Source organism: Microbacterium sp. Root166 (assembly GCF_001427145.1).
Lineage (GTDB): Bacteria > Actinomycetota > Actinomycetes > Actinomycetales > Microbacteriaceae > Microbacterium.
Map to the genome: position 1 here is coordinate 727,268 of NZ_LMGL01000001.1, position 16,159 is coordinate 743,426.

The 16,159-nt window shown below is 71.2% G+C and carries 15 protein-coding genes; 9 read left to right on the forward strand and 6 right to left on the reverse strand.

The window, feature by feature from the left end; translation table 11 throughout:
• Window positions 1-3 precede the first annotated feature (3 nt).
• The gene (locus ASD56_RS03235; protein WP_055961083.1) at window positions 4-855 is read right to left on the reverse strand and encodes an alpha/beta hydrolase; all 852 of its coding nucleotides are present in this window, start codon (window positions 853-855) and stop codon (window positions 4-6) included.
• A gap of 94 nt (window positions 856-949) precedes the next feature.
• Between ASD56_RS03235 and ASD56_RS03240 the strand changes: the two genes are divergently transcribed.
• Together ASD56_RS03240 and ASD56_RS03245 are read left to right on the forward strand one after the other, a co-directional pair.
• Window positions 950-1,411, forward strand: a complete 462-nt coding sequence (locus ASD56_RS03240; RefSeq protein ID WP_055961086.1) for a MarR family winged helix-turn-helix transcriptional regulator — start codon at window positions 950-952, stop codon at window positions 1,409-1,411.
• A 5-nt stretch (window positions 1,412-1,416) separates the two neighbouring features.
• Window positions 1,417-2,760 carry an MFS transporter gene (locus tag ASD56_RS03245; protein ID WP_055963552.1) on the forward strand — a complete coding sequence of 448 codons (1,344 nt, stop codon included), beginning with the start codon at window positions 1,417-1,419 and terminating at the stop codon, window positions 2,758-2,760.
• Window positions 2,761-2,762: 2 nt separating this feature from the next.
• On the opposite strand, the gene ASD56_RS03250 is transcribed toward ASD56_RS03245, so the two are convergent.
• Together ASD56_RS03250 and ASD56_RS03255 are read right to left on the reverse strand one after the other, a co-directional pair.
• Window positions 2,763-4,004: a D-arabinono-1,4-lactone oxidase gene (locus ASD56_RS03250; protein ID WP_055961090.1), complete on the reverse strand. Its 1,242-nt coding sequence runs from the start codon at window positions 4,002-4,004 to the stop codon at window positions 2,763-2,765.
• Window positions 4,001-5,008 carry a LacI family DNA-binding transcriptional regulator gene (locus ASD56_RS03255; protein ID WP_055963555.1) on the reverse strand — a complete coding sequence of 336 codons (1,008 nt, stop codon included), beginning with the start codon at window positions 5,006-5,008 and terminating at the stop codon, window positions 4,001-4,003. Before ASD56_RS03255 ends, ASD56_RS03250 begins: the two co-directional genes overlap by 4 nt.
• Window positions 5,009-5,191: 183 nt before the next feature.
• Here ASD56_RS03255 and ASD56_RS03260 point away from each other — a divergent pair, with 183 nt between their 5' ends.
• The 7 genes from ASD56_RS03260 (at window position 5,192) to ASD56_RS16335 (ending at window position 12,532) form a co-directional block, all read left to right on the forward strand.
• A complete protein-coding gene (locus ASD56_RS03260; RefSeq protein ID WP_055961093.1) occupies window positions 5,192-5,557 on the forward strand; it encodes an L-rhamnose mutarotase in 366 nt (121 codons plus the stop codon).
• Entirely contained in the window at window positions 5,554-6,720 is a 1,167-nt protein-coding gene (gene rhaI, locus ASD56_RS03265) for an L-rhamnose isomerase (protein ID WP_055961096.1), read from the forward strand. The genes ASD56_RS03260 and rhaI overlap by 4 nt, the downstream gene beginning before the upstream one ends.
• A gap of 97 nt (window positions 6,721-6,817) precedes the next feature.
• A complete protein-coding gene (locus tag ASD56_RS03270) occupies window positions 6,818-7,654 on the forward strand; it encodes an alpha/beta hydrolase (RefSeq protein WP_055961099.1) in 837 nt (278 codons plus the stop codon).
• Window positions 7,655-7,712: 58 nt separating this feature from the next.
• The gene (locus ASD56_RS03275) at window positions 7,713-9,749 is read left to right on the forward strand and encodes a bifunctional rhamnulose-1-phosphate aldolase/short-chain dehydrogenase (RefSeq protein WP_055961102.1); all 2,037 of its coding nucleotides are present in this window, start codon (window positions 7,713-7,715) and stop codon (window positions 9,747-9,749) included.
• A 106-nt stretch (window positions 9,750-9,855) separates the two neighbouring features.
• Complete coding sequence (locus ASD56_RS03280) at window positions 9,856-11,283, forward strand: rhamnulokinase (protein WP_055961105.1); 1,428 nt, start codon at window positions 9,856-9,858, stop codon at window positions 11,281-11,283.
• A gap of 39 nt (window positions 11,284-11,322) precedes the next feature.
• Complete coding sequence (locus ASD56_RS03285; protein ID WP_055961107.1) at window positions 11,323-12,306, forward strand: serine hydrolase domain-containing protein; 984 nt, start codon at window positions 11,323-11,325, stop codon at window positions 12,304-12,306.
• Between the two features lie 76 nt (window positions 12,307-12,382).
• On the forward strand, window positions 12,383-12,532 hold the full coding sequence (locus ASD56_RS16335) for a hypothetical protein (RefSeq protein ID WP_200947451.1): 150 nt from the start codon (window positions 12,383-12,385) through the stop codon (window positions 12,530-12,532).
• A 109-nt stretch (window positions 12,533-12,641) separates the two neighbouring features.
• Here the strand turns inward: ASD56_RS16335 and ASD56_RS03290 are convergent, their stop codons facing one another.
• The 3 genes from ASD56_RS03290 to ASD56_RS03300 are packed head-to-tail and all read right to left on the reverse strand — an operon-like array spanning window position 12,642 to window position 16,101.
• The gene (locus ASD56_RS03290) at window positions 12,642-13,487 is read right to left on the reverse strand and encodes a transglutaminase family protein (protein ID WP_055961110.1); all 846 of its coding nucleotides are present in this window, start codon (window positions 13,485-13,487) and stop codon (window positions 12,642-12,644) included.
• Window positions 13,484-14,416, reverse strand: coding sequence for an alpha-E domain-containing protein (locus tag ASD56_RS03295; protein WP_055961113.1), 933 nt, complete (start codon window positions 14,414-14,416; stop codon window positions 13,484-13,486). The genes ASD56_RS03290 and ASD56_RS03295 overlap by 4 nt, the downstream gene beginning before the upstream one ends.
• Entirely contained in the window at window positions 14,410-16,101 is a 1,692-nt protein-coding gene (locus ASD56_RS03300) for a circularly permuted type 2 ATP-grasp protein (RefSeq protein ID WP_055961116.1), read from the reverse strand. Before ASD56_RS03300 ends, ASD56_RS03295 begins: the two co-directional genes overlap by 7 nt.
• Window positions 16,102-16,159 lie beyond the last annotated feature (58 nt).

Consider the following 16,159-nt stretch of genomic DNA (forward strand, 5'->3'; position numbering starts at 1 on the left):
GCCTCAGGCGCGGACGGGGAAGCGGCGGTCCAGCCAGGCGAGCAGGTCGGCGCGCACGTCGGCCTGGGTGACGTCGTTGAAGATCTCGTGCCGGGCGCCGGGGTACACCAGCGTCGTCACGTCGGTCAGTCCCGAGCGCGTGCGGTAGGCGTCGGCGAGCTTGTGCACACTGACCGGTCCGCCGACCGTGTCGTCGCGCCCGACCATCAGCAGGACCGGGATGTCGACGCCGAGGTTCTTGCGCGGCTTGCCGATCAGCCGCAGGGTGTCGATCGGCCCGAACAGCTTCATCAGCGGCTCGTCGGTCGTCAGCGGGTCGTCGAGGAAGGCCCGCCCGACGCTGAGGTCGGAGGCGAGCCACTCGGTGCCCATGGCGTCCGGGCCCTTCCAGGGCGAGTTGAGGTCACCGGAGTTGAGCGAGCCCGGCCAGCGCAGCGCGCTGCCGCTGAGCACGACCGCGTCGTAGGCGTCGGGGTGGTCGTTGACGAGCATCTGCGTGATGAACGAGCCCCACGAGTGGCCGAGGATGACGAGGGGCAGACCGGGGTTCTCGTCGCGGATGAGCTGCGTCAGCTGCCACACGCCGGCGATCGCGGCCATGAGGCCGCCGGGTCCGAGGCGCCCGAGCTTGGTCGCATCGCCTCCGTGGTGCCCCATGCCGGTGCGGCCGTGGCCACGCCGGTCGTCGGCGTAGACGGTGTATCCGTCGGCGGTCAGGGCATCAATCAGCGCGGCATACCGGCCCGCATGCTCGCCGACCCCGTGGAGCAGCTGGACCACGGCCCGAGGCTCGTTCTTCGCGGGATGGACGTCGTAGACGATCGCGATTCCATGCGCATCGGTGAACTCAGGCATGCGGTGAAGTCTATGGCGCAGCGGATGCCGAGGCCCGGCGCCGCGGCATCCGCAATTCCCTTAGCCAAACTAATGAGCTAAGCTAAGTAATTGCATGAGCGCTACGACGACAGACACGAAGCCGGCAGACCACCTCGACGACCATTCCGCGGCGGCCTCGCAGCTGCGTATCGCGACCTTCCGCCTCGCCCGGCGCCTGCGCACCCAGCGCGCGGTCGACTCGATGAGCGACGGCCAGTTCGCGGTGCTCGCGGCCCTGTGGGTGCACGGCTCACACACCCTCGGCGAGCTCGCCGAGCGCGAGCGCGTGTCGGCCCCGTCGATGAATCGCACGGTCAACTGCCTGCAGGAGTCGGGCTACATCACCCGCTCGGCCGACGAGTCCGACGGTCGGAAGGTGCAGATCTCGCTCACCGACGAGGGCCGTGCCGTCGTCGACGAGACCGCTCGTCGCCGTGACGCCTGGGTCGAGTCCGCGCTCGCCGGCCTCTCGCCCGACGAGCGCGAGACGCTCGCGAAGGCCGCCGAGATCATGCAGAGGCTGGTGGCCCTGTGAGCGCGATGTTCCGGTCGTTCTCGATCTTCAACTACCGGGTGTGGTTCATCGGCGCCCTCGTCTCGAACGTCGGCGCGTGGATGCAGGCGACGGCGCTCAGCTGGGTCGTCCTCACCGAGCTCACCGACAACGACGCCGCGGCCATGGGCATCACGATGGCCCTGCAGTTCGCGCCGCCGCTGCTGCTGGTCGGCGTGACCGGCTGGGTCGCCGACCGGTTCGATCGCCGCCATCTGCTGATGCTGACCCAGGGGCTGCTGCTGCTCCTCGGCCTCGGCATCGGCGCTCTGCTGCTGCTGGGCATGATGACCCTGCCGATCATGTACGCCTTCGCGCTCGCACTCGGCGTCATCGCCGCGTTCGACAACCCTGCGCGGCAGGCGTTCGTCTCCGACCTCGTCTCACGCGAGGTCGCGTCCAACGCCGTCGCGCTCAACGCCGCCTCGTTCAACGGCGCCCGCATGATCGGCCCCGCGGTCGCCGGCATCGTCATCGTCGCCGTCGGCACGGGCTGGGTGTTCCTGGTCAACGCCGTCACCTTCCTCGCGATGATCGCCGCGCTCATGCTGATCCGCACCGACCAGCTCATCCCGCGCGTGAAGGCGCCGGGGGCCTCGCGCCTGGCCGACGGCTTCCGCTACGTCGCCAAGCGGCCCGACCTCATCGTGACGTTCGCGATGGTCTTCCTGGTCGGCGCGTTCGGCATGAACTTCCCGATCTTCGCCTCGACGATGGCGCTGGAGTTCGGCCAGGAGGCCGACGGCTACGGCCTGCTGAGCTCGATCCTCGCGGTGGGCTCGCTCGCCGGCGCGCTCATGGCGGCACGCCGCGATCGGGCGCGCATCCGCGTCGTGATCGGCGGCACGCTGCTCTTCGCCGGCGCCGCCGCCGTGTCGGCCTTCATGCCCACGTACTGGGCATATGCCGTCACGCTCATGTTCACCGGCTTCGCCGTCGTCACGATGCTCACGACGGCCAACGGGTACGTCCAGACGACCACCGACCCGGTCCTGCGCGGCCGCGTCCTGGCCCTGTACATGGCGATCCTCATGGGCGGCACGCCCATCGGCGCTCCGATCGTCGGATGGGTGGCCGACGAGTACGGGCCGCGCACCGCGATCCTGCTCGGAGCGATCGCGGGCCTGGTGGCCTTCGGCATCGGCGCCACCTGGCTCATCGTGTCCGGGCGTCTGCACCGCCACGAAGAACGGCGCTTCCTGCTCACGATCGACGAGACGCGGCCGCTCTCGGTCGTGCAGCCGGCGCCCGAGGAGTTCAGCGACGAGGTCGCCTCGACGACTCCGGTGCGCGTGCCGAACGACGAGCTGCGCAACCGCCGCGCGAGCTGACCTCAGCGCGGCTCGCGGGCCCCGATCCGCACGAGGTGCTCGTTCACGAAACGCCCCTCAGGGTCGTGCCGCTCGAACACCGCGCGCGCATCCGCCAGCCGGGGGTGCGCGCGCTCCATCGCTGCGCGGTCGAACCCGTGGCGCTTTCCCCAGTGCGGCCGGGCGCGGTACGGCTCGAGGGCGTTCTCGATCCGCGGCAGCACGGCGGCCACGCCGGCCGGGTCGTTGCGCCACGTGAAGTGGATCGCGACGACGTCCTGACCCGATGCCGGGCTGAGCCACAGGTCGTCGGCCGCCGCGGTGCGCAGCTCGCTCACGAACAGCAGCGGCCGGATGTCGTCGCCGAGGCCGAGCATGGCCCGCAGCGCCGCCGGAGCGTGCTCGCGCGCCACGAAGTACTCGCTCTGGATCTCGTCCCCGAACGAGGGCGTGCCGTCGAGCCGGAAATGCGGCAGCCGCAGCATCCACGGCCCCGGCACCCCGCGCAGCTCGGTGACGTCGGCGAGCCCTCCCAAGGGCTCGGCGTCGATGTCGCGGACGCCGTCGAGCAGCACGTCGGCAACGGCATCGTCGTCCGCCCCGAGCCGGGACTTCACCCACACGAACCCGACCGATCCCGGCTCCCAGCGCGTGAAGACGGAAACGCTGTAGCCGCTCCCGGTGACGCTCTCGAGGGCGCCGAGCGCGGCATCCCACGAGACATCGCGGTACACGTCCTGCCGCATCCGGTAGGAGGGCTGCGTCTCGAGATCGAGCGACACCACCACGCCGAACGCGCCGAGCCCGACCGCCAGGGCCGCGAAGTCCGGGTCGCCGAGGCGGATCTCGCGCACGTCGCCGGCAGCATCGACGAAGCGGATGCCGCGCACCGACGTCGTGAGCACGCCGTTGGCGTCTCCCGAGCCGTGCGTTCCGGTCGCGGTCGCCCCGGCCACCGAGATGTGGGGCAGCGACCCGAGGTTGGGCAGCGCCCGTCCGCGCTCGTCCAGCCAGGCTGCGAGCACGCCGTAGCGGGTGCCGGCGGCGACCCTCACCTCGTCGCCGTGCAGCTCGAAGCCGCCCTCGAGCCCCGCCAGGTCGATCAGGGTGCCGTCGGTGTCGGGCAGGTCGGTGAAGGAGTGGCGCGTGCCCAGGGCGTGCACGCGACCCGTGCCGGTCATCGCGCGGCGTACGTCGTCTTCGGTCCGGGCCGCGACGATGCGCGGCGCGGCGTAGTCGTACGTGCCGGCCCAGTTGCGGGTCACAAGCGGGCGCCCGTCGACTCGCGCACCACGAGCTCGGGCTGGAAGACGACCTGCTCGCGCTCGCCCGCGCCCTCGACCTCGGCCAGCAGCAGCTCGACGGCGCGGTGGCCGATCAGCTCACTGGGCTGGCGGATCGACGACAGCGGCACGACCGTCGCGGCGGAGAAGTCGATGTCGTCGTAGCCGATGAGGGCGATGTCGCCCGGCACAGCGACGTCGCCGCGCATCACGAGCGCCTGCAGCACGCCCACGGCGAGCAGGTCGTTGGCGGCGAAGACGGCGTCGGGCCGGTCGCCGGGCTCACGGTCGCGCAGCACCTCGCCCGCTGCCCGCCCCTCGAGCACGCTCAGCGCTGCCGTCTCGAGCACTTCGAGCGAGGCATCCGCATACTCGGCGACCGCGCGGCGGGCGCCCTCGAGGCGATCGGCGACCTGCCGCACGCTCGCCGGGCCGCCGATGAAGGCGATCCGCCGGCGGCCGATCTCGAGCAGATGGCGTACGGCGAGCTCGCCGCCGGCCACGTCGTCCACAGACACGGAGGAGAAGTCGGCGCCGTCGCTGGGACGATCGACGAGCACCGTCGGGATGCCGCGTGCCCGGAGCTTCTCGAGCCGTCCCGACACGTCGGCGACCGGCGTGATGAGCACGCCGTGCACGCGCTGCTGCTCGAAGAGGTCGAGATAGCCGGACTCGCGGTCGGCGTCGGCGTCGCTGTTGCCGAGCAGGATCGACAGGTCGCCCGTCGCCGCACGCCGCTCAGCGCCGCGCGCGACGTCGGTGAAGAAGGGGTTGCGGACGTCGAGCACGATCAGGCCGATGCTGCGGCTGCGTCCGGCGCGCAGCTGGCGGGCGGCGTCGTTGCGCACGAACCCGAGCTCTTCGATGGCGGCCTGCACGCGCTCGACCGTGGCGGGAGCGACCTTGTCAGGACGGTTGAGGACGTTCGAGACGGTGCCCACCGACACACGCGCGAGTGCGGCGACGTCCTTGACGCTGATCGTCACCGGCAGGTCCTTTCCGTTCGCGCCCTCCCGGGCGCCGACTGGCACGACTGTACACCGCGCCCCGTTCCGAGGCGGAAAGCGTTTCGCCTTGACACGGACGGCAGGGTCCGCTTACGGTGGTCCCAACGGAATGAAACGATTCAGTCCGCTCCTCGACGCCGAGGACCAGCGAACCAGAGAACCATGCCCCGCATCGCCTTCGAGCTCCAGGTCAAGCCCGAGCTTCTCGACGAGTACATCCATCGCCACACGCCGGTGTGGTCCGAGATGCTCGCCGAGATCGCCGCCGCCGGCCGCCGCAACTACACGCTCTTCCTCGCCGACGGCGGCCGCCTGATCGGCTACTACGAGACCGACGACGACGCCGCTGCGCAGGCCTACCTCGCGAACTCCGAGGTCGCCGCGCGCTGGGAGGCCGACATGGGCCGGTTCTTCGTCGACCTGGGCGGCCGGCCCGACCAGGCCGCCACGGCGCTCACCGAGATCTTCCACCTCGAAGACCAGCTCGCCGCGGCCGCGGCATCCGATGACGAAAGCGAACGATCGTGACCACTCTCTCCCCCGAGATCCTCGACCAGCTGGCCGGCCAGGGCATCGAGCTGCCTTCGTGGGCGTTCGGCAACTCCGGCACGCGGTTCCGCGTGTGGACCACCGAGGGCACGCCCCGCGACCCGTACGAGAAGATCGCGGACGCCGCCAAGGTGAACGAGTACACGGCCCTCGCGCCGAGCGTCGCGCTGCACATCCCGTGGGACAAGGTCGACTCCTACGACGACCTGCGCAGCCACGCGGAGGGCCTCGGCGTCGCGCTGGGCACGATCAACTCGAACACGTTCCAGGACGAGGACTACAAGTTCGGGGCGCTCACCCACCACGACGACCGCATCCGCCGCAAGGCCGTCGACCACCACCTCGAGTGCATCGACATCATGGACGCGACCGGTTCGCGCGACCTCAAGATCTGGCTCGCCGAGGGCTCGAACTACCCGGGCCAGACCGACATGCGCGCGCGCCAGGACCGACTCCAGGACTCGCTGCAGCAGATCTACGACCGCCTCGGCGACGACCAGCGCCTGGTGCTCGAGTACAAGTTCTTCGAGCCGTCGTTCTACCACACCGACGTTCCCGACTGGGGGACCTCCTACGCGCAGGTGGCTTCGCTCGGCGACAAGGCGATGGTGTGCCTCGACACCGGCCACCACGCGCCGGGCACCAACATCGAGTTCATCGTCATGCAGCTGCTGCGCCTCGGCAAGCTCGGCTCGTTCGACTTCAACTCGCGCTTCTACGCCGACGACGACCTGATCGTCGGGGCCGCCGACCCGTTCCAGCTGTTCCGCATCGTCTTCGAGGTCGTCCGCGGCGGCGGTCTCAACAACCCCGACGTCGCGTTCATGCTGGATCAGTGCCACAACGTCGAAGACAAGATCCCCGGCCAGATCCGGTCGGTGCTCAACGTCCAGGAGATGACGGCGCGCGCCCTGCTCGTCGACCGTGAGGCTCTCGACGTCGCGCAGCGCGAGAACGACGTGCTCGCGGCCAACGCGGTGTTCATGGACGCCTTCTACACCGACGTGCGCCCGGCGCTCGCGCAGTGGCGCGAGTCGCGGGGCCTGCCCGCCGACCCCATGGCCGCTTACGCCGCCTCCGGCCACCAGCAGCGGCTCGCCGCCGAGCGCGTGGGCGGCACCCAGGCCGGCTGGGGCGCCTGAGCCTCCCGGCCCCTCCCGAAACCATGACTCGCCAAGACACGCCGACCGCCCGCTCGACAGGCGGCGTGTTCTGGCGACTCGAGTCCAGGATGCTGCGATGACCGAGCCGTACTCCGACGCCGCCGGGCTCGTGCGCGTCTACCCCGCGCATGAGCCGAACGGCACGGGCCTGGTGTGGGCGCACGGCGGCGGCTTCGGCGCCGGCGACCTCGACATGCCCGAGGCCGACGGCGTCGCGCGCGCCCTGGCCGCCCGGGGGACGACCGTGGTCTCGGTCGACTACCGCCTCGCGGGCGAAGGATGCCGCTACCCGGCCCCCTCCGACGACGTCATCGCCGCGTGGACTTGGGCGGCCGACAGCGCCGAGCGGCTCGGCATCGACGCGGGGGGCCTGGCCATCGGCGGCGCGAGCGCCGGAGCGAACCTGGTCACCGGAGCCACGCTGCGGCTGATCGAGCACGGTGCCGCCGTGCTTCCCGCGCTCGTGGTGCTGGCGTACCCGACGCTGCTGGCGGTGCAGCCCGAGCCCGGCCCCGAGCTTCGTGCGGCACTGGACGCCGACCCCGACGCCGACCGATTCGGACCGGATGCCGTTCGCGGCATGTACCAGGACTACCTCGGCGGCCCGGTCGACGACGCCCCGCTCGCGGTCGTCCCAGGCCGGGCGACGGCCGCCGACCTCGCCGACTTCCCCCCGACGCTCATGATCAACGGCGACGTCGACGAGCTGCGTGTCTCGGGCGAGGTCTTCGCGGCCACGCTGCTCGCCGCCGGCCGCGACATCGAGCTCGTCACCGAGCCCGGCACGACGCACGGCCATCTCAACCGGCCGGATCTGCCCGCGGCATCCATCTCCCTCGACCGCATCGCGACCCGCCTCGCGGCGCTGCCCATCCGCCTCCTCCCCAGTCGCCAGAACACGCCGACACCGTGACCGCCCATCCGGCGTGTCCTGGCGACTCACCCAGAACCCAGACCGAAGGAATCACCTCATGACCAACCAGGCAGCTGCCGACCTGATCGCCCGGTCGAACCGCCTCGGCGCCGACCCGAAGAACACCAACTACGCCGGCGGCAACACGTCGGCCAAGGGCACCGACACCGACCCGGTCACGGGCGAGCCCGTCGAGCTGCTGTGGGTCAAGGGCTCCGGCGGCGACCTCGGCACGCTGACCGAGACCGGTCTGGCCGTGCTGCGACTGGACCGCATGCGCGCGCTCGTCGACGTGTACCCGGGGCTCGACCGCGAGGACGAGATGGTCGCCGCGTTCGACTACTGCCTGCACGGCAAGGGCGGCGCCGCGCCGTCGATCGACACCGCCATGCACGGTCTCGTCGACGCCGCGCACGTGGACCACCTGCACCCCGACTCGGGCATCGCGATCGCCACCTCCGCCGACGGAGAGGCCCTCACCCCGACGATCTTCGGCGAGAAGGTCGTGTGGGTTCCGTGGCGCCGGCCGGGCTTCCAGCTCGGGCTCGACATCGCCGAGATCAAGAAGCAGAACCCCGCCGCGATCGGCTGCATCCTCGGCGGCCACGGCATCACCGCCTGGGGTGAAACCTCCGACGAGGCCGAGGCCAACTCACTGTGGATCATCGAGACCGCCCAGGCGTACCTCGACGCGAACGGCTCGGCGGAGCCGTTCGGCGCCGTCCGAACCGGGTTCGAAGCGCTGGCCGAGGACGAGCGCCGCGCCAAGGCCGCCGCCCTCGCACCGACGATCCGCGGCCTGGCTTCGACCGACAAGCCCATGGTCGGCCACTTCACCGACTCCGACGTCGTGCTCGACTTCCTCGCCTCCGCGAACGCACCGCGCCTGGCCGAGCTCGGCACCAGTTGCCCCGACCACTTCCTGCGCACCAAGGTCAAGCCGATGCTGCTCGACCTGCCCGCCGGCACGTCGGTCGAGGCATCCCTCGCCCGTCTGGTCGAGCTGCACGAGGCCTACCGCGCCGACTACCAGGCGTACTACGACGCCCACGCGACGGCTGAGTCGCCCGCGATCCGGGGTGCGGACCCGCTCATCGTGCTGGTGCCCGGCGTCGGCATGTTCTCGTTCGGCGCGAACAAGCAGACCGCCCGCGTCGCCGGCGAGTTCTACGTCAACGCCATCAACGTGATGCGCGGCGCCGAGTCGATCTCGACCTACTCCCCCATCTCGGATGCCGAGAAGTTCCGCATCGAGTACTGGGCTCTCGAAGAGGCGAAACTGCAGCGGATGCCGAAGCCGAAGACCCACCAGGGACGCATCGCGTTCGTCACCGGCGCCGCCTCCGGCATCGGCAAGGCCATCGCGACCCGCCTCGCAGCCGAGGGAGCGTGCGTGGTCGTGGCCGACCTCGATCTCGAGAAGGCGCAGGCCGCCGCGGCCGAGCTGGGCGGGACGGATGTCGCGATCGGCGTCGCCGCGAACGTCGCCGACGCCGCCGGCGTCCAGGCCGCGATCGATGCCACCGTGCTCGCCTTCGGCGGCATCGACCTCGTCGTGAACAACGCCGGGCTGTCGCTGTCGAAGCCGCTGCTGGAGACCACCGAGAAGGACTGGGACCTGCAGCACGACGTGATGGCGAAGGGCTCGTTCCTCGTCGCCAAGGCGGCGGCCAAGGCCCTCATCGAGCAGAAGATGGGCGGCGACGTCATCTACATCTCGTCGAAGAACTCCGTCTTCGCCGGTCCGAACAACATCGCGTACTCGGCGACCAAGGCCGACCAGGCGCACCAGGTGCGTCTGCTCGCGGTCGAGCTCGGCGAGCACGGCGTGCGGGTCAACGGCATCAACCCCGACGGCGTCGTGCGCGGCTCGGGCATCTTCGCCGCCGGCTGGGGCGCCAACCGCGCCGCGACGTACGGCGTCAAGGAAGAGGACCTCGGCCAGTACTACGCCAACCGCACGATCCTCAAGCGCGAGGTCGTGCCCGAGAACGTCGCCGACGCCGTATACGTGCTGACCGGCCCCGAGCTGAGCCGCACGACGGGCCTGCACATCCCGGTCGACTCCGGCGTCGCCGCCGCGTTCCTCCGATGACGCCGGCCTCGACGCGTTTCGTCTCGTCGCTTCGCTCCTCGCTCAACGACCGGACCGGTTCGGTCGTTGAGCGAGCGAAGCGAGACGAAACGCAAGGATCCCACCGATGACCGAGGTCTCCGGCGGCGCGGTCGCGGCCGTCGACCTCGGCGCGACGAGCGGGCGCGTCATGATCGGGCGCGTCAGCGACGGCATGCTGCAGCTCGAGGCCGTCTCGCGGTTCCCGAACGGCCCGGTCGCCGGGCCCGACGGCCTGCACTGGGACTTCTCGGCGCTGTATCGCCACATCCTCGACGGACTCCGCGACGCCGTCGCCCGCGAGCCCGGCCTCGCGAGCGTCGGGATCGACTCGTGGGCCGTCGACTACGGTCTGGTATCCGGCGGCGAGCTGGTCTCCGAGCCGTTCCACTACCGCGACGACCGCACCGCGCGCGGGGTCGAGGCCGTGCACGACCGGGTTCCCTTCGCAGAGCTCTACCGGCGCAACGGCCTGCAGTTCCTGCCGTTCAACACGCTGTACCAGTACGTGACCGAGACCGGCCTCGACGAGGCCGACGTGGCGCTGCTCATCCCCGACCTGGTCGCGTTCCTCCTCACCGGCGCGATCGTCGCCGAGCACACCAATGCCTCGACCACCGGACTCGTCGACGTCCGCACCGGGCAGTGGGACCTCGAGCTCGCCGAGCGCCTCGGGATCCCGGCATCCGTCCTCCCTCCCCTCGTCGAGCCGGGCGAGCGCCTCGGTGCGCTGGCTGCCGCGGCCCGAGACCACGTCGGCGCGGCGCTCGAGGTCGTCGCGGTCGGCTCGCACGACACGGCCTCGGCGATCGTCGCCGTGCCGCTGAGTTCGCCGAACGCGGCCTACATCTCGTGCGGCACGTGGGGCCTGGTCGGCGTCGAGCTCGACGAGCCGGTCGTCACCGACGCGGCGCGCGAGGCGAACTTCACGAACGAGGGCGGTGTCGACGGGCGCGTTCGCTTCCTCCACAACGTGACCGGGCTATGGCTGCTGAGCGAGTCCGTCCGGGCGTGGGAGGCCGAGGACGGCGCCGCCATCGATCTCCCGCAGCTGCTCGATGCCGCGGCCGGCGTCCCCGGCGACGTCCCCCTCTTCGACGCCAACGACCCGCGCCTCGCCGCGCCCGGCGACATGCCCGCGCGCATCGCCGCCGTCCTCGCCGAGGCCGGCGCCGACGTGCCTGCGACCAGAGCAGCCTTCGCGCGCACCATCGTCGAGAGCATCGCGGCCGCCTTCGCCCGTGCCGTGCACACGGCCGGTCGGCTCACCGACCGCGAGATCGACGTCGTCCACATCGTCGGCGGCGGAGCCCTGAACCGCCTGCTGTGCCAGGCGACGGCCGACCGCTCGGGACTGCCGGTGCTCGCCGGGCCGGTCGAGGCCACGGCGCTGGGCAACGTCCTGGTGCAGGCGCGCGCGCACGGCTGGTTCGGACCGGAGGCCTCGCTCGAGACGCTGCGTGAGGCCGTGGTCGCCGCGTTCCCGCCGGAGCGGTTCGAGCCGACGGCAGAATAGGACGGGCCGCGGCGCGAGCCGCCCCGCGAGAGGAGCACGATGACCGTCTACGCCGCCGCCTTCGACTGGGCCCGGCGCCACGTCGATGCCGGGCGTCTGCCCACCGCCGTGCTCGGCATCGCGACCGCCGAGGGCACCGTCGCCCTCGACGCGTTCGGCGCCACCGGCACCCGCAAGGCGAAGGTCGACGACCACTACCGGCTGTTCTCGATCACCAAGCCGCTGGTCGGACTCGTCGCGGCGCGCGCGATCGAGCGCGGACTGCTCGCCCCCGGCACGCCGCTCGCGGCCGCGCTGCCGGACTTCGGGCATCGCCGCGACGACCTCGTGCGCCTGCGGCACCTCGCGAGCCACACGTCGGGCATCGCGGAGCCGGCGATGGACGCAGCAGGCCTCCGCGAGCGTCTGGTGAATGCCGACAGGGACTTCGTCGCCGGCACGATGTCGCGGTACTCCACCATCGCGTTCGAGGGCATCGCCGCGCTCACCGAGCACGCCACCGGAAGGACGTGGCACGCGGACATCGCCGAATGGGCGCCCGCGCTCGGCGCCGACGGGCTGACCCTCGACGAGGCATGCGACCCCCATGAGGTGACGGATGCCGCGGCCGGCGGCCTCGACATCGAGGCGTTCGCGGCTCTGCGGCACCCCGGCGCCGGACTGCTCGGGCGCGCGGGCGACCTGCTCGCCCTCGCCTCGGAGCTGCTGCGCATCGGGAGCGGCGAGACCGGCGGCGTCGTGCACCCGCGCACGCTCGAGATGATGCTCCGCCCCCTCACGGGCGACATCCCGCGCCTCGACCCCTATCCCGCTGCGGTCGGACAGGACTGGGGGTTCACGTGGAACCTGCGCACGCGCGCGCCCAGCCTGATCGATCGCGACGCCTACGGGCACGGCGGGTGGGCGGGCACCGAGCTGTGGATCCATCCGACCGCGGGCGTGGCGTGGGTGCTCATGACGAACCAGGCCGACCGGGTCGTGAACATCGACGAGCTCGACAATGCGGTGATCACCGCCCTCTGAGGGGATGAACGGCGCACGCCGCCGACCGCCCCGTCAACCCCTGCCCTCGGCGCTTCCGCGCGCCTAGCGTGGGGGTATGAGCGACGAACGCCGGGCTGAGGACGCGCCCATCGAACAGGACGCCCCGATCGGCGGGGACGAGAACACCGAGGATCAGCTCGAGGCCGACAACCCGGCCGAGGAGGAGACCCTCAAGACCCTCGACCCCGACGCACCCCCGGCCTGACCGGCCCGGTGTCGGTTCGTCAGTGATCGCCGTTTCGCAAGACGGATCCGACTGATTCCCGCTTGCGAACTGGCGATCTCTTGCGAAGTGGCGACACGCGACCCGGGCGTCAGGCCTCGCGCGTGATCGTGACCTTCACGTGCAGGTGGCTCTTGAAGGGCCCGGCGTACACGCCGCGCAGCGGGGGGACGTCGCCGTAGTCGCGGCCGCGGCCGACGAGCACGTGCCGGTCGCCGATCTCGATGTTGTTCGTCGGATCGAAGCCCTGCCATTCGCCGGCGAACCACTCGATCCAGGCGTGCGACTCCCCCGTGACCGCGACGCCGACGTCGGCGGACGGGCGCGGGTGCAGATACCCCGAGACGTACCGGGCGGGGATGCCGACCTCGCGCAGCGCACCGAGCGTGATGTGCGCGATGTCCTGGCACACGCCCTTGCGGGCGACCCAGGCGTCCTGCGCGGTCGAGTGCACTCCGGTGATGCCGTGCATGTACTCGACGGCGTCGCCGATGCCCGTCGCGATGGCGTGCGCCGCGCGTCCCGGGTGGTCGTGCTTGGCCGCGATCGAGCGCGCCAGGTCGGCCACCTCCTCGTGCGGCCGGGTGCGGCCCGTCTGCACGAGCTGCTCGACGGTCTCGATCGACCGGTTCGATTCGCGCGCCAGGCCGTGCCACGACACGTCGACGTGCTCGAGCGGGCGGGGACGCACCTCGACGAGCGACTTCGCCGTGATGGTCAGCGCCGCGTGGGGCGACAGCACGTCGAACGCGGCCACGCGCGTGCCGAAGTAGTCGACGTACTGGTTGACGGATGTCGAGGGCTCGATGTCGAGCGACGAGTTCAGCACGAACTGGCTGTCGGTCGACCCGGGCAGCATGCGCGCCTCGTTGTACGAGGCTGACACGTCGCCCTGGTAGCTGAACCCGGTCTGGTGCTCGATCCGGAGGCGCTTCACGAGATCTCTCCGATCCAGCTGGGCTCGGCCTGCGTCGGGAAGAACCGCCCGCGGATCGCCTCGGAGGCCTCCCGCGTCACGGTCTGGACCCGCTGCATGTGCTGCGGCAGCTCGCCGAGGATCTCGCCGACCGGGCGGTATTCGAGGTCGTTGCGGATCTGACCGAGCGCGCGCAGCACGGTGTTCGAGTGGCCGACACGGTCGGCGCGGGGGTCGATGGCGCTCATGCACTCCTCGGCGCGCTGGATGGAGTAGATGATCGAGCGCGGGAACAGGCGGTCGAGCAGCAGGAACTCGGCGGCATTGCGGGCGCTGGGCATGCCGCGATAGGTGCGCAGGTACGCCTCGTAGGCGCCGCACGACCGCAGGATCGTGGTCCACGACGGTCCGGATGCCTCGGTCAGCGAGCGGGTGGCGAGCAGGCGCGCCGTCATGTCGGTGCGCTCGATGCTGCGGCCCAGGGTGAAGAACTGCCAGGCCTCGTCGCGGCTCGTGGACGAGTCGACGATGCCCACGGCGAGCGCCGCGCGTTCGCGCACCCACTGGAAGAACTCGTGCACCTTGTCGGTCTGCAGGCGGCGCGGCATCCGGGCGTTCGTGGTGTTGAGCGTCTCCCAGAGCTCCGTCGAGACGATCTCGCGCGCGCGGCGGGCGTTCTCGCGCGAGGCCGTGAGCGCGTAGGCGATGCTCGACGGGTTCATGCGGTCGACCGCGAGGCTGGCCAGGACGTCACCCCGGCGGACGTGCTCGACCCCTTCGGGCGGCTTCGAGCCCATCACACTGAGCAGCGAGCGGCAGGCGGTGTCTTCGTCGATCCAGGGGTCTTCGAGCAGCAACTGGAGGTGCACGTCGAGGATGCGGGCGGTGCCGTCGCTGCGCTCGATGTAGCGGCCGATCCAGAAGAGCGACTCGGCGATGCGGCTCAGCATGGCGAGCCCTCCACCGCTTCGTCCTCCGCGGCCTGCTGCTGCTGCTCCTGCTGCTCGGTGCGCGTCATCGAGCGGTCCTGCGGAGAGTGCGCCGGCTGCGGCTGCCCGTCGTAGATGATCGGGATGGATGCCGTGATCGTCGCAGCCTGATCGGCCACCAGACCCGAGACGCCCAGCCCTTGCCCGTACTCGACGTGCGCGGGAGCCGAGCCGCCGATGACCCAGGTGTCCTTCGACCCGCCGCCCTGGCTGGAGTTCACGACGAGCTGTCCTTCCGGAAGCGCGACGCGGGTGAGGCCGCCGGGCAGCACCCAGACGTCCTCGCCGTCGTTGACCGCGAAGGGCCGGAGGTCGGCGTGGCGCGGCCGCATCCCGTCCTCGACGAGCGTCGGGATGGTCGAGAGCATCACGACCGGCTGCGCGATCCAGCCGCGCGGGTCTGCGCGCAGCTGCTTGCGGAGCTTGTCGAGCTCGGAGGGCGAGGCATCCGGTCCCACCACGAGGCCTTTGCCGCCCGACCCGTCGACCGGCTTGACCACGAGTTCGTCGAGGCGGTCGAGCACCTCTTCGAGGGCGCCCGGGTCCTCGAGCCGCCACGTGTCGACGTTCTTGAGGATGGGCTCTTCGGCCAGGTAGTAGCGGATGAGATCGGGCACGTAGGTGTAGAGGAGCTTGTCGTCCGCGACGCCGTTGCCGACCGCGTTGGCGATCGTCACGTTGCCCAGCCGCGCGGCGAGCATGAGCCCGGGGGCGCCGAGCATCGAGTCGGCGCGGAACTGCAGCGGGTCGAGGAAGTCGTCGTCGACGCGGCGGTAGATGACGTCGACGCGCTTGGGGCCGCGGGTGGTGCGCATGAACACCTTGCCGCCGACGCACAGCAGGTCGCGGCCCTCGACGAGCTCGACGCCCATGAGGCGCGCGAGCAGCGTGTGCTCGAAGTACGCCGAGTTGTAGACGCCGGGCGTGAGCACGACGACGTTGGGCTCCTCGATGCCCGCGGGGGCCGAGGCGCGGAGGGCGGCGAGCAGCTTGTTCGGGTAGTCGCCGACCGGCCGCACGCGCATCGAGACGAACAGCTCGGGAAGCGTCTGGGCCATCACGCGGCGGTTCGAGATGACGTAGCTGACGCCCGACGGCACGCGCACGTTGTCTTCGAGCACGCGCATCTCGCCGTGCTCATCGCGGATCAGGTCGATGCCCGAGACCTGGATGCGCACGCCGTTGGCGGAGTGGATGCCGGCGGCCTGCCGGTAGAAGTACTGCGACGACGCGATGAGCCCTGCCGGCAGAACCTCGTCGCGCACGCAGTGCTGGCGGCCGTACGCGTCATCGAGGAACGCCTCGAGCGCGCGCACGCGCTGCTTGACGCCCCGCTCGATCCGCGACCACTCCTCGTACGTGATGACGCGGGGCACGGCATCCAGCGGGAAGGGACGCTCCTCGCCGGCGAAGTCGAAGGTCACGCCCTGCGCGAGGTACGAGCTGGCCAGCGAGTCGGTGCGTCCGCGCAGCTCTTCCTGCGTCATCTGGGCGAGGGCCTGGTAGAGCTCGCGATAGGCGTCGCGCGACTCCGCGAGCGCGCCCGGATGGGCGGGGCTGCCGAACATCTCGTCGAACGCGGGGACTCCGGAGGCGGTCTTGCGCGGCGCCAGAGTGGAGCCGTAGCCGTCGAAGAGATCTCCCATGCAATGAGCCTAGTCGGGGCGTGTTGCCTGAGTGTTTCCCCCGCGCGACCCCAGCCGC